Origin of the sequence: Prevotella sp. oral taxon 317 str. F0108 (genome assembly GCF_000162415.1) — a bacterium.
In the GTDB taxonomy this organism is placed as follows: Bacteria; Bacteroidota; Bacteroidia; order Bacteroidales; family Bacteroidaceae; genus Prevotella; species Prevotella conceptionensis.
The window spans coordinates 237,854-252,565 of the sequence record NZ_GG740075.1 but is presented as its reverse complement, the minus strand read 5'-3'; the positions used below and the strand labels follow the sequence as shown (position 1 = coordinate 252,565).

Genomic DNA, 14,712 nt, shown 5'->3' with positions numbered 1-14,712 from the left:
ATGGCCCCATCAAAACAACAATCTACACGCCAACCAATTTCGAAACGCATCATAAACTAATCCTGCTTATCGATGAGAACAACTGAAAACAACCACCAAACAGCACTTGGGTGGCTATGTATGCTATGTGCCATGTTGCTGTGTGTTACCAGTGCGAAAGCCCAAAGTGGGGCACTCGACGACTGGAAGAATACGCCTGTGACGCTGCGCGTGAGCAACGAACCATTGGGAACGGTGCTCGAAAAAGTGGCGAAACAAGCCAATGCCACCATCGAATTTCAAGAAGTGGCACTTGTGGGCATTGCCCGTCCAACTACATTAAACGTAAAAGACGTACCGTTAGACAAGGTTTTGGGACGCTTAATTGGCGACCAAAACGTGTTGGTGCGCTACGAAACAGGCCGCCATATCATCATTTCGTCTTACAACAGGGATGTAGAAGACAAAGAAATGCTACGCATCGAGGGTGTGGTTACGGATGCCAAGACCAACGAAACGCTGGTTGGTGCCACCGTTATGCTTACCGATGGCACTAAGACGGGCGGCGTAAAGGGTAGCATCACCGATGTGAACGGCAAATTTTCGCTGCAAGTTCCGCGCAAGAGCTCCATCAAAGTGTCGTATATGGGCTACGAAAGCGTTTCGTTGCAGATTACCAAACCAAACCCAAACATGAAGATTGCGCTGAAAGCCGATGGCCACATGGTGGAAGAAGTGGTGGTTACGGGTCTTAGCAAGAGAAGCAAATCTAGCTTTACAGGCAACTATGTGTCGGTGAAAGGCGAAGAGTTGCGCAAGCTAAATCCCAACAACATCCTTAAAAGCTTGCAGTTTTACGACCCCAGTTTCAAAGTGTTGGAAAGCAACACGCGTGGTTCGGACCCCAATGCACAGCCCGAATTCCTTATCCGCGGCGACCAAAACCTGGGCACAACGGCATCGCTTAACAGCATGGACTTGTTGCTCGACAACGTTTCGAGCCGCCCAAACACACCGCTCTTTGTGCTTGACGGGTTCATCGTGTCGATGAGTCGCATATTGCAACTCGACCCCGAACGTATCGAAAACGTCACTATATTAAAAGATGCAGCCGCAACAGCCATCTATGGTTCGCGCGCATCTAACGGCGTAGTGGTTATCGAGACCAAGGTTGCGCCCGACGGTGTGCTGTCGGTTAGCTACAATGGAGGTCTGACCATACAGGCACCCGACCTTACCGACTATAAGCTAATGAACGCGCGCGAGAAGTTGCAGATGGAATGGGATGCTGGCGTTTACGAACCCTCTAACGACAAGAGCATGAACCGCTACAACCAATTGTTGCGCAACGTGCTGGCTGGTGTAGACACTTATTGGCTGAGCAAGCCGCTGCGTACAGCCATTACGCACCGCCATTCGATATCGGCAGCCGGCGGTACAGAGGTTTTCCGTTATAGCCTAGACCTTAACGCCGCGTTTAACCCTGGCGTGATGAAGGGTTCGGAACAAAACAATAAGAGCCTTAATTTCAGCATGACCTATCGCAAAGAAAACGTTTCGGTAGGTGCAAGTCTTAACCTCTCGGAAACAGACGGACACAATTCGCCCTACGGCTCGTTCTCCGAATATACGCGAGTAAACCCCTATTATCGTCCGACAAACGACTTTGGAGAGTATTTGCAACAGCTAGACAACCACACGGGTTCGGGTAGTGTGCCCATTGCCAACCCCCTTTATAATGCCAATGTGGGCATAAAAGACCTGACAAGCAACACCAACATCACGGCTAGCCTTAACTTGGAGTATCGCTTGTTGAAGAATTTGAGGCTCACCGAGAACGTTTCTTACATGCGCGGAATGGCGCGAACGGAGAATTTCTTGCCTGCTACGCACACGGTTTTCATTACCGAATTGGACAAGACCTTGCGTGGTAGCTACACCAAGAACACGGGCGAGATGACCTCGTGGTCGAGTAACCTGGGCTTGAACTGGAACATGGCCTTTAAAAAGCACCTGCTCAGCGTGTTTGGCAACTGGACACTTAGCGAAGACCGCAGCAACTATGTAAACCTTTCGGCCGTGGGTTATCCCGATTCGCACATGGACGATTTCATCTTCGGAAACAAGATGAGAACCCATCCCAGCGGCTCAGAGTCTATCGCAAGGTCGATGGGACTTATCACGCAACTTTCTTATAGCTACGACAACCGTTACTCGGTGGATGTTAACGTGAGCAGCGAAATAACATCAAGATATGCCGACCACAACCTCACTCCTTTTTGGAGCGTTGGTTTAAGGTGGAACGCTTATCGCGAAAAGTGGTTGGCTGGTCGCGTGTCTAACCTCGTGTTTAGAGCCACCTATGGTGTAACGGGTGCGCAAAATTCTAGTCCTGCCGATGCCATCGAGTATTACACGTTCAGCCAAACGATGCGCCCTTATGCCTCGTTCTCCACGTTGGGAGCTGTGTTGTCGCGCCTGAACAACCCCAACATCAAGTGGACTAAGACAGATAACATGAGCTTTGGGCTTGATGTGGGCGTGTGGAAGAACCGTGCCAACCTCTCGTTCAACTATTACAACAACATCAGTAGGCAGTTGTTAACCAACTACGACCTTGCCCCCTCAACAGGTTTCGAGTCGCAATACATCAACGCTGGCGAACTTCAAAACCGCGGTTTCGATGCTACGCTCAACGTTATCGCTTTGCAGAATATCCGTAAGCAATTTTATTGGACGGTGGCTTTGGGTATGAACCACAACCGAAACAAGATACGTAAGATATCCGACTACCTTCGTAAAATGAACGAAGAGCAACTTAAATCCAAGTCGGCTCCGCTGCCAGTTTACCAAGAAGGCAAGTCTACCACCACTTATTACGCGGTGCGTTCGTTGGGTATCGACCCAATGACCGGTAACGAAGTGTTCCTTACGCGTAATGGGGAAAAGACCTTTAAGTGGAACTCCGCAGACAAGGTTCCCGTTGGCGACACCACACCGAAGATGAACGGCACCATCAGTTCGTCGGTTAATTGGCGCGACCTCTCGTGTACGCTTGGTTTCATCTACAAATGGGGCGGCATTGTTTACAACCAGACTTTGGTAGACAAGATAGAGAATAGCAACATCGCTTATAATCTAGACCGCCGTGCCGCGCAAGACCGTTGGCGCAAACCCGGCGATGTAACAAAGTACAAGCGCATAGACCTTAATGGTTCGCAAACGCCTGCTTCCGACCGATTTATCATGAAAGATAACGAACTGAGGTTGGCAAGCGTGAACGTTGGCTACCGCTTTAAGCAAACCGACTATAAGCTTTTGAGCCGACTAAACATCGACGTGCTGTCGCTCAACTTCACCACCAACGACCTCTTGCGCCTGTCAACGGTGAAGATGGAGCGCGGTCTTGGCTATCCCTTCTCACGTTCTTATACATTAACTTGCTCCATCATCTTTAAGTAAATAGCCCTATGAAGCATTTAATTTTCCCCTCCATATTATATAAGGTGTGCCGCATGGGCACCCTCCTTCTGGCTTGTTCGCTGGTAACGGCCTGTTCGGGATGGTTTGATGTAAGCCCCAAGACCGACCTCAAAGCCGATGAGATGTTCTCTACCGAGTCGGGTTTTGAAAGTTCGCTCACGGGTATCTACCTGCTGATGACCGACCAAGGGGCTTACGGCGGCAACATGTCGTTCGGCCTGCTCGACCAGTTGGCCCAGCAATACGACTACATCCCCGACGGAGCCAACGACCGTGCAGCCATCTATAACTACGCCACGGCAACCTCGGATGGTTTCCGAACCAAGCAGAAGATTGCCCAATCGTGGTTGAAACTCTATAATGTAATTGCCAATTGCAATAACTATATTAAGTGGCTCGACCGCAATGGAGAGTCGGTTATACGCAACGTGAAGACCCGAAACACTTTCCGCGCCGAAGCTCTTGCCGTAAGGGCGTATTGCCATTTCGACCTGCTTAGGGCTTGGGGACCGTGGAAATATGGTAAGGATGCGGCCGCAGCAGATGTGCCATGTATTCCTTATCGCATGGTGGCCGATAATTCTAAGCAGCCGCTTTTGCCTGCGAAAGAGATTGTGAAATTGGCCTTGAAAGACCTCGGAGAGGCCAAAGAACTGCTGGCACATGAGAAGAAAATGCGCTTGGACAACAGCGAACGCCGGTTCCGCTTTAACTACCATGCCGTTAACGCCCTTATGGCGCGTATCTATTGTTATGCCGGCGATGCCGCAAATGCCGTGGCTTGCGCACAAGATGTGGTGGACAATTGCGGCCTGACGTTGGTTTCGAGCAACCAAGACGACCCAATCCTCTTCTCCGAGTGCATCGCTGCGCTTAACATCTACCACCTTACCGAAACCTTTTCGTCGCATTGGGCCGACGGAGAAAAGTACACAACCCAGTACTTTATCCGTTCAGAACGGTTCAACAGCTACTTTGAAGTGTCGGGCGACCGCCGCGAAGACATGCGCTCGAAGAGTTCAGCGTTCTACGAACACGCAGCAGCAAAGACCGCTTTGTCGCGTAAGTACAACACCAACCCCAAGGAGGCAGTGCCACTGATACGCCTGCCAGAGATGTATTACATCCTCTGCGAAATGACGCCAGACCTAACTCAGGCTGCCCGATTTCTCAATGCCGTGCGTAACAAGCGTGGCTATTCGCGCTCGCTTAACGTTAACTTCACCGACGAGGCTAGTCGCATGAAGGCCTTAGACCGCGAGTTCCGCAAGGAATTTTATGCCGAAGGGCAGTATTGGTACTTCTTGAAACGCCACGGAATAACGGAGCTGACCTACGATAACAGCATCGTTTTGTCGAAAGAACGCTTTGTGTTCCCACTTCCCGATGCAGAGAAAGAATATGGCTGGACCGCATCTCACGATGCACAAGCCGGCAAACAAACCCCACAAACCAACCCTTAAACCACGATGAAGATGAAGAATAAGTTTGGATATGTCGTTGCCGTGGCCCTTGGCTGCATGCTCTCTTCCGCTTGCAAGGAAGAAATGGTGCCACTTTATGCCGATGATGGCGACGGCGTTTACTTCAATTACGGCAACAAAGATGCACTTAACGCCACAGTAAACTTTGCCGACTCCATTCTCACCGCTCCCAAAGAAATTGGCGTTTCCTTAAAGCTTAAGTTGATGGGGCGCAATTCCGACCAACCCAGAAAGGTGGTTCTCAAGTCCAGAGCCGTGCAGGGCGTGGCCGAAGCCACCGTGGTTTGTCCCGAAGTGGTGTTCAAACCAGGCGAAAACGAGAAGTCGGTGATGGTGTTGGCGCAACGTCCCTCATTGGTAGACAGCACCTTTAAGGCGGAAGTTTACATCGATGCCAGCGACCCAGCCTCGCAGATAGGCGAGGGGATAAAGGACTTTCAATCTTTCACCTTGCATGTGAAGGAGGCCTATACCAAGCCATCGCAATGGGACGGCATGGGTGGTTCGTACTTCGGAACATGGTCGGCAGCCAAGCAAAAGTTGCTGGTTAAGGTGACGAAGCGTAACAATTTCTACGCCGAGAACGACTATTCTAAGTTCGTTCAGTGGAATCTCGCTGCCGTAGACAGCCTTCGCCGTCAGCAGCAAGCGGCTCCACAAACAGCTATTGAGGTAGACATCCCCTTCACTAACGACAACACTTACGCCAAGCCTTGGTATTGGACGTCGCTACAAGACACCTATCTGGGCAGTTACCAAAGCGGTTCTTTCGTAGGGCTTTGCAACAGCATGGACATCACTACGGCCAACGAATATGCCCAACTTGGAGGCAACGAGGCGGCGATGAAGGCGGTGAACCTGCGTGCGGTGAACCTGATGATGCAACGATACAACACCTTTTATCTGGACGGATGGCGGCCAGGCAACAGCTACAAGGGCAGTTTCTACATCCCCATGTTGCCTAATGTGGCCTACGAACTGGTTGAACCGCAGCCTTGGAAAGACCAACAAGGAGGTAAAGCCATGATTGAAAAGTACTACGGACCCTATTCTGCGGCGAAATATCGCTTTATGATAAACGTATGGCTTGCGCATAAGGGCGCGGATTTCGTGCTTAATCAGCTCTTCCCCGTGATGAACGAGTGGGGCGATGTGCACTGGGATGCCTCGCTTGGAGGCGAAGCGGCCATCAAGGCTTGCAACAAGTTGTTCCGCGAAAAGGCCGCACAAGGCACTTACTCCTTTACGTTCCCCACTGTGCCGTAAGGCAAGCATGGGCATTAAGAAGGTGCGTTTGGCGCACAAAACGATGGGTGCGCCAAACGCAAATCCATAAAATAACGTATAAATTAACTGGAAATGACGAATAATATAATCATACTAGCGGTGAGTAAGCATCTGAGAACGGCTCTCCGCTCGCCTTGGAAAAGCGTTGGGAGCAAGGCCGCTTGTCTTTCTCTGCTTGTTGCCGGCATGTTCTCTTCCTGCTACGAAGACAAGGGAAACTATACGTACAGCTTCGATGGAATGAACGCCATCGACACGCTTATATTTTCACCTGCCTCGGTAGAAACGCTTACGGGGCAGACCATAGAGTTTACCCAGCCGCTTACTGCGGACGAAACGCACAAGCGTATTGAAGTGCAGGTGGGACAAACGCTGTTAAAAAATACCGACCATCTAGACTTCCAATGGATTCGTTCTTATCAGAAGGGCAAGGAAACCGTAACGGATACATTTACAACTAAGGGCTATCTAGATGTTGAACTGCCTGTGGGCAAGGCCACTCGTTTCACTGTACACCTTAAAGTACACGACCGTAGCACGGGCCTTTCGCGCTATCAGAACTTTGCGGTAGCCACTCGTCCCATCTATAAAAACAGCCTTTTCTTCCTTCATGGCAAGGCGGGCAGCGTTCAGTTGGGCAATGTAGAGACGGTTGGTGCTGTTACCAACGTGCGCAGCGATGCCTATAAGCTTATCTTTAAAGAAGAGAAAAACCCCTTTACCGATGCCTATAAGCTGATGTACCAATATGGATTGGTAGCCGAAGGCAGGGATTTCTTGAAGAAACAGAACTTTATCGTGTTCCTAAATAAGGGCGAGGTGAAGGCCTACGACCCCTTCGGATTGACACCACGATACACGGCATACAAAGATTTTGTTGTGCCGGTGAGTGCCCAAGGTGCTTTCTTGGCAGAAAAGATTGGCATGACGGGCGACCCCTCTAACCAGTCGGACTTCTACTATATGTTGGGTAAGGACGGTCGTTTTTTAACGGCTCGGACCATTCCTTCATTTAAAACGCCCGCCACCGGAGGCTCTGTGGCTAATTATAACGTTACCGCTGCCGCCATCACGGCAAGCCATTTCGTGTTGTGGGACGGACGCAACAACCGTTTCTTGTATGTAAGCAAAGACGATGGTTACGGCATTTGGGCAGAGCAACAGGCATATCAGGCACAGCTGAACAATCCTGTTCTGGACGCACATGTTGACTTTTCGGGACTGAAAGAAGGACTCTCGCCCGTTGGTAAAAAGGCAATATACGGCTTTATTCAGTATCGCGAGAACTACGATAAGGCCACGCCTTACTTCATTTTCCGCGATAAAGCCGCCCCCAACTATTACCTCTACCAACTCACCTCAACGGCAACTGATGGCGACAAGGGCTCTGGCGGCAGTGGCGACGAACCTGCTTACACCATCAAGGGACAGAAACTGGAAGGCTTTACGCCCTCGTCTGTTGCCACTATCCTTTATAATACGTGGTTCAGCACCAATTATCTCTTCTATGCAGATGGTGCTGATGTGGTGCGATATAACGTGAACAACGGCGATAAGGCCGTGTTGTACAGTGCTCCTGCGGGCTATACCATTGCGTGTATGAAGTTCCGTTCGGAAGATACCTTTATTTATTCTACCGACTTAGGACGTTATCTGAGCATCGGATTGAATAATGGAGCCAACGGTGCCATTGCCGAAATTAAGCTCAATACGGCATCAGACGTGGACGAAACCTACACACCCTTGTTCTACGACAAGGATAGCGAGGGGCATAAACTGGGCAACATCCTCGATGTTCAGTTTGTTCGCGAGTATTCGTATGCGTTGCCAAGTAACAAATAAGGTGTTAAGTTGATGAAATTGTTAGTTGACAAGTTGACTAACAATCTCGTCAACTAACTTCCAATTTCACACTAAAAAAACATCCATTCATGTATAAATACTTCTTCACATTCCTCTTCTCGCTCTTTGCCACCACGCTCTTAGCACAGCAATCAAGCAGTATCGAAGGCGAGATAGAAGGCATTTCAGAGGGGCAACTGCAACTTGTTGTACGCAGTTCGGAGAGCCGTTGGGATCTCATCCACACCGTGGCCTTTGCCAACGGACGTTTCTCCATGCCCAATATCGAACTTACCGAACCGCTGCCAGCCCGCCTGTTGGTAGCTGGTTATCAAGGCGGTTTCTCCTTCTTTATCGAGCCTGGCACAGATTATCGCGCCCTTTTGCGCAACGACGAGGGCTGGTTTGTGCGCGGAAAAGGCTTGCAAGACACCGATAGGGCATACCAACAGAAGTGCCTAAGCCTGATGCAAAGCGTGGCCAAGCTGCAACAACGGGCCGATAGTCTTCGCAAAGCTTTGCGCTATGGTAGTGCCAGTAGGGTAAACGACACCATCGCACAGTTGCAAAAAGCCTTGGAAACCGAACGCCTTAACTTTATTTCTGCCAACGATAACATCCTTTCTGCCAGTTTGCTTCTACAAGAGGCAGAAAGCAAAGACGCCCCCTTGGAGGCCTGCCAACAGCTTTATGCGCAGCTTGGCAGCAAGGCACAGCAGAGCCGTAGCGGACTTATCTTGAAACAACGCATAGAACGTTTGCAGCAAGTGAGCAAGGGAAGTAAAGCCCCCGACTTTACTTTGCCTACCTCCGATGGCCGTAAGTTCACCCTTAGCAAGATGCCCGGGAAGGTGAAAATCGTAGACTTTTGGGCATCGTGGTGCGGTCAGTGCAGGCTTAACAACCCCGTATTGCGCCAGCTATACGCCGACTTTCATGCCGCAGGACTTGAAATTGTGAATGTTTCGTTAGACGAAAAGCGCGACCGTTGGTTGGCTGCCGTTAAACAAGACCAGCTTACATGGACGCAGGTTTCTTCGCTTAAAGGTTGGAAAGACGAAGTGGCCAAAAGCTACAGCGTAACTGCCATTCCGGCTATCTTTGTGCTAGATGCCAACAACAACATCCTTGCAACGGGGCTACATGGCGACGACTTGCGCAAGTTTGTCACCAACTTGTTTTCCAATAAGGCTGCAAAGTAGGGAGAGTGTTTGGCATTTGCAGGCTCGTAAGCTGTCAAAACAGCCGCTTGCTCAATTCGAATGTATAGAAAGAAACATATTGCAAAACTTTTAAAATAGAAATAACAACATCCCATACAACATGAAAAAAGAACTTATATGCTTGTTGCTGTCCTGTGCAGGAACTGCCGTTGCACAGCAAAACAGCAGCTATGTAATAAAAGGAACGATGACGGTAGACTCGTTGCGCTACACGCCCGAACGTATAAAGAAGGTGTATCTAACCCACGAAGTTCAAGGGCAAGACGTAGTTGTAGACTCTGCCACCGTTGAAAACGGGCGGTTTACCTTCAAAGGTGAAGCTCCTGGCGTACTTGCTCCTTATCGCATTTCGGGCTTTGACAATGGCACCGTGCAGCTGTTTCTCGAACCGGGAGAAATCACGGTGTTGCCTTTCGATGGTCGTTTTCCAGTAGGAGCGAGCGTAAAGGGCACGCCTGGCAACGACGTTCTCTTTGCTTACCAGCAATCGGGAAGTGGTGCCGTAGACATAGCTAAGCAGCGTATGGACAAGGTTTTGGCCAGTCTGCCCCCCGAACAGCGTAACGATGAGAAGGCGTTTTATCCCTATCAGCGTGCCACATACTATGTAAATAGCTTGTCGCACCGCACAACCGCTATGCGTTTTGTGGCCCGTCACCTCGACTCGCCCGTAACGCTTTACATCATTAAATACGACCTGTTCAGGTTCTTTACACCCCAGGTGTTGGAAGAAACCTACCTCAACGCCGTGCCCGCCGCCGTGCGTAAGCATCCCATGTATCGCGAACTAACCAACTTGGTGCGGGCAGCCAGCTTGGAAGTGGGCAAACCTGCGCCCGACATAGACGGTTTAACGCCTGATGGAAAACCACTCGCCCTGTCAGACTTGAAGGGAAAATACGTGCTGATTGACTTCTGGGCATCGTGGTGTGCGCCCTGCCGCCGCGAGTTTCCCGTTATCAAACAGGCTTTGCAAGAAACACAAGGCAAGGTGCCTTTCATGGTGTTGAGCTATTCGATAGACAGCAAGAAGAAGGAATGGACCGACTGCATAGAGCGCAACAGCCTAACGCATGCCAACTGGCAACACATTTCTGCGTTGAAGGGATGGGGTTCGCCTGCGGCCAAACTATATAATGTTGAGGCCGTTCCACGCACGGTGCTCATCAGTCCCGAAGGCAACATCGTGGCCTTCGACTTACGCGGCGAACAGCTTATTGAGGCCGTTAGGAAGATGAAGACTACCAGTGCTAAACCTGCTGAAAACCAAAAAGCTAAGGCGGATGCTGCAAAAGCTGTGGCTAGCGAGGTGAAAGAGATACCCGACAAACCGCTTTACGAAGAGTATCTAGCCCTGGAACGCCAACGCGACCAGCAAATAGCGCAAGACCTTGCGCAACTTCGCAGCACCAAGGGCGAGGCATATCTCAACACGGCTGATGGTAAGATAGATGCTGAGGGCATTCGCCGTGCCGCCGATATTGGATGGACGGCCGAACGTTTCCAATTCTTGCTCGACCACAACACATCGCCCCTGATGCCCTTGCTTGTAGAACGCGACATGCTGCCTATCTTTAATAAAGAATACGGCCGTCAGCTATCGGCTGCTGTTGCTCCGCAGGTGCTTACGCACCCATACGCTCGTTCGCTCGAAAACAATGTGCGTTCGCGCAACCTCATGCAAGGTAGCGATGTGCCCGACATTGCCCTTCCGCTGGCCAACGGCACCGTTCGTCAGCTCAGCAACAGCTTGGGCAAGTTTGTATTGCTTACGTTCTGGGCATCGGGTTGCCCCACTTGCCAACGCGATTTGCCCCTGCTTAAAAAGCTGTATGACGAAACTCGTGGCTCGAAAGACAAGTTCGAGATGATTGGTTTCTCGCTCGACAAGAACCCCAAAGACTGGAAAAAAGCCATGAAAACGCTTGGCATAGATGCCGCAGACTGGTTGCAGGCCTGCGACTTCAAGGGTGGTGCATCGCCTTCCGTTCGCCTTTTCAATGTTGGAGAAACGCCCACCAATGTGCTTATCGACCCAGAAGGCAAGGCCATCTCGTTGACTTTGCAGGGCGAAGAGTTGGTTACGCGAGTAAAACAGATACTGTCGGGCGACTTGTATTATCAGAAAGAAGATTCAAAGAAATAGGTGTTAAGCCCTGTGCGCACAGCTAATGCGTACTACATTCAAAGTATAGGCGCGTTCTATAAAGGGGAGGAATGTTGCATTTCCACTTTTATAGAATGCGCCTATGTGCTATCATGTCAAATTGTTGTATTACTTTTGTATATGGCAAGGCCTATACAGGCATGAAGTCATCTTGACTTTTCACCCTTTTCTTATCTTCTTCAAAAGGATTGGTTTGCAGCTTATAGAGGATGCACAGAAGTAATTCCGATAGGTTACTTTCAAGACGTAGCCGCGTTTTGCCACAAGCAAATGGGGCTGGATTTCAGATTTTATTGTAAATTTGTACCATACTCCGTACACGAGAGGAGTGCTTATCTTGTATTTTCTCGAAACACAAAGATAATAAGTACCGCTCAGTTTATAGAAATATTAGAAATAAAGACTTCAATGTATAAGATATTCTATGGGATCTACCACAGGGGGGGGCTACTCCAAAGACGGCTAGAATTTACAATAGAAAAGCTAAGCAAAAATCAGAAAACTTACGAATAGTTAGGGAAACAATGAAATGAAAAAGTATCTTTATTTATTCCTCTTAATCCTATGTGCCTCATGCAGTCATCATAATAAAGTTGACGATGTTGTTATTTCTTATTGGAATGCACATAAAGCAGAAAAGAATGTGGTTATTGATTTTTCAAAATGCTTTGATTTTGAATGGGACACTTTGTGCTTTTATTCTGTGGGGTGTAGTCTTGATGAAATAAATCAGGACTTAGGATTTGAATTAGCAGAATATACCGATTTGGCAGATAGGATGGTCTTCTTAAACCATAAGAAATGGGCATATACAGCAGGATGGTGGTATGATCCCGAAGAACCAAAGGGAATTATAATTTCTACTAAAAATAATATTTTTAAAGTTAGCTACCATAAGGCGAAGTTTAAAATTAAAAGGGAAGGGAATATTTTTATATTGGAGCCTCTTGACTTTTAATATTCCTATGAATTGAGCGGAGTTTGTTGGCTTTGTGATGCCGACATTAGATAAACACTCCTTTCTGATATACGAAGTGCAGGACAAATCAACTCACTAGCTTATAAACTCACGAAAGCCCAACCTCTACCAAATACATCAACTCGCAACCTCACCAACCCGCCAGATCATCAACTCAAAACTCGGAAACTAACAACCTCGTGCCCCATCAACTCACCTACTTGCAAGCTTACCTACTCACAAGGTTAACAACTTAGCAGCCTACTAACTCAGCAACTTACCAACTAACCAACTAACAACCTCGCAAACTTACCAACTCATCGACGCATCTATTCATCAGCTTATAAACTCATCAACCCGCTAACCCAAAAGCTTAATTTTCTATTTTTATTTTTACAATATCGTTCCGATTTTCACTCTGTTCTAGCGAAAATTTAGGCTATAAAGTAGGTAAATATGCACTATTTATAACCTTTCGTGCCTTTGGTGTTGTCTATTTTCAGGAGCAAAACCTGCATTTTGCACCATTTAGCCTTTCTAGTTTGGTTGCCAACTCATTATTTTGTACGCCCAACAACTCGCTTTTAGCCCCTAAAACCCCACTTTTTAATGGTTGTTTTGCCCTTTTTGGCCATGTTTTTCATGGCGCTAAAAGGTTTTATTTATACATTTGCGGTGGATTTTTATGCCTTTCGTCTCGCGTTTAATACCATTTTGCATTGCATTTAGCAGCATTTTACCTTGCATTTAGCACCAAAACGCCTTGCGTTTAGCGGCAAAACGTAGTGCAATTAGCACCAAAACGCAGTGCAATTAGCAGCAAATTGCACTATATTTTGCTGCAAATGACCCAAAATATGGTGCAAATAGCGGTTACGTATAATAAATATTCATTTTCTCGCATTCGCATGTTGGCCCCTTTTGGCATCAAAACTAACCGTCGCGAGAATCGATTTTTTGCGGATGAGTGGGAGGTTGGTGGACAAAAAGGGCACTCCTAGTGTTAAAATCTGTACTGAAAAGCTGACAAAGCTGCCGGTTGGCGAGAGGCTTAGTTAACGGGTTGACAAGTTAACTCGTTGACGAGAGCGTTGGGTTGTGTGTTTATCGGTTGGGTAGGTGACTAGAATTCAAGTTAACGAGTTGACAAGTTAACGAGTTGACGAGAGCGTTGGGTTGTGTGTTTATCGGTGTTGGGTAGGTGACAAGAATTCAAGTTAACGAGTTGATAAGTTGACGAGTTGACGAGAGCGTTGGGTTGTGTACTTATAAGTTGGGAAGTTGACGAGTTAACGAGTAAACAAGAGCGGGTGTCATCGTGCAGACTGATATTTGGCAAAATCCATTACCCCTTTACTCCTCCGCTCCCTGACTCCTTACCACTCTATTCCTTACTACTCTATTCCTTACTACTCTATTCCTTACTACTCTACTCCTTACTACTTACTACTTTACTCCTTACTCCTTACACCTCTACTCCTTACACCTCTACTACTTACTACTTACTACTTACTACTTACTACTTACTACTTACTACTTACTACTTACTACTTACTACTTACTACTTCCTACTTACTACTTCCTACTTACTACTTCCTCCCTTACTACTCATTCCTTTTTCAAGGCATAACCACGTTTTGCCAAAGGCAAATGGGGCATAAATCCAGATTATATCGTATCTTTGTTCAGTACTTCGTACATGAGCGGGGAGAGTTTATCTTGGTTTTACAGCACAAAGACAATATACTCCGCTCAATATATAGGCATATTAAAAGCGAAGCCGGCTTTATATAATACGAAACACTAAAACTCGATAAAATGGCGCAGAAAGACGAACAAAAGCAATTAGACGAACAAATGCAGGTAGACGAACAGATGATGCGCAAGGCCTTAGACGAGGCAAGGCAGGCCTTGGCACAGGGCGAAGTGCCCATTGGGGCTGTGATTGCTTGCAAAGGTAGGGTGGTGGCGCGTGCCCATAACCTTACCGAAACGCTTTGCGACGTTACGGCGCATGCCGAAATGCAGGCCATAACGGCGGCGGCAAACATGCTTGGCGGAAAGTATTTGCCCGAATGTACGCTCTATGTAACGGTTGAACCTTGCCCCATGTGCGCCGGCGCATGTGGTTGGGCACAGCTGGGGCGCATTGTTTATGGCACGCGAGATGAGAAACGGGGCTACGAACGCTTTGCCCCAAACGTGCTGCATGCTAAGGCCACGGTTACGGCTGGCGTGTTGGAAGAGGAGTGTCGCGAACTGATGAAAAGCTTTTTTAGCGGATTACGT

8 protein-coding genes are annotated in these 14,712 nt (G+C 48.3%); all 8 read left to right on the top strand.

Features of this window, described 5'->3' with window-relative positions; translation table 11 throughout:
• Positions 1 to 72 precede the first annotated feature (72 nt).
• On the top strand, positions 73 to 3,441 hold the full coding sequence (locus HMPREF0670_RS12315; protein ID WP_009231479.1) for a SusC/RagA family TonB-linked outer membrane protein: 3,369 nt from the start codon (positions 73 to 75) through the stop codon (positions 3,439 to 3,441).
• 8 nt (positions 3,442 to 3,449) lie between these two features.
• Positions 3,450 to 4,925 carry a RagB/SusD family nutrient uptake outer membrane protein gene (locus HMPREF0670_RS12310; RefSeq protein ID WP_009231478.1) on the top strand — a complete coding sequence of 492 codons (1,476 nt, stop codon included), beginning with the start codon at positions 3,450 to 3,452 and terminating at the stop codon, positions 4,923 to 4,925.
• Positions 4,926 to 4,937: 12 nt separating this feature from the next.
• Positions 4,938 to 6,212 carry a DUF4843 domain-containing protein gene (locus tag HMPREF0670_RS12305; protein ID WP_232213921.1) on the top strand — a complete coding sequence of 425 codons (1,275 nt, stop codon included), beginning with the start codon at positions 4,938 to 4,940 and terminating at the stop codon, positions 6,210 to 6,212.
• Between the two features lie 93 nt (positions 6,213 to 6,305).
• On the top strand, positions 6,306 to 8,075 hold the full coding sequence (locus HMPREF0670_RS12300; protein ID WP_009231476.1) for a PKD-like family lipoprotein: 1,770 nt from the start codon (positions 6,306 to 6,308) through the stop codon (positions 8,073 to 8,075).
• An 89-nt stretch (positions 8,076 to 8,164) separates the two neighbouring features.
• A complete protein-coding gene (locus tag HMPREF0670_RS12295) occupies positions 8,165 to 9,277 on the top strand; it encodes a TlpA disulfide reductase family protein (protein ID WP_009231475.1) in 1,113 nt (370 codons plus the stop codon).
• Between the two features lie 121 nt (positions 9,278 to 9,398).
• The gene (locus HMPREF0670_RS12290) at positions 9,399 to 11,444 is read left to right on the top strand and encodes a TlpA disulfide reductase family protein (RefSeq protein ID WP_044078266.1); all 2,046 of its coding nucleotides are present in this window, start codon (positions 9,399 to 9,401) and stop codon (positions 11,442 to 11,444) included.
• Between the two features lie 550 nt (positions 11,445 to 11,994).
• A complete protein-coding gene (locus HMPREF0670_RS12280; protein ID WP_044078264.1) occupies positions 11,995 to 12,423 on the top strand; it encodes a hypothetical protein in 429 nt (142 codons plus the stop codon).
• A 1,818-nt stretch (positions 12,424 to 14,241) separates the two neighbouring features.
• Positions 14,242 to 14,712 (top strand): nucleoside deaminase (locus HMPREF0670_RS12275; protein ID WP_083786859.1); only part of this gene is annotated, 471 nt, incomplete at its 3' end.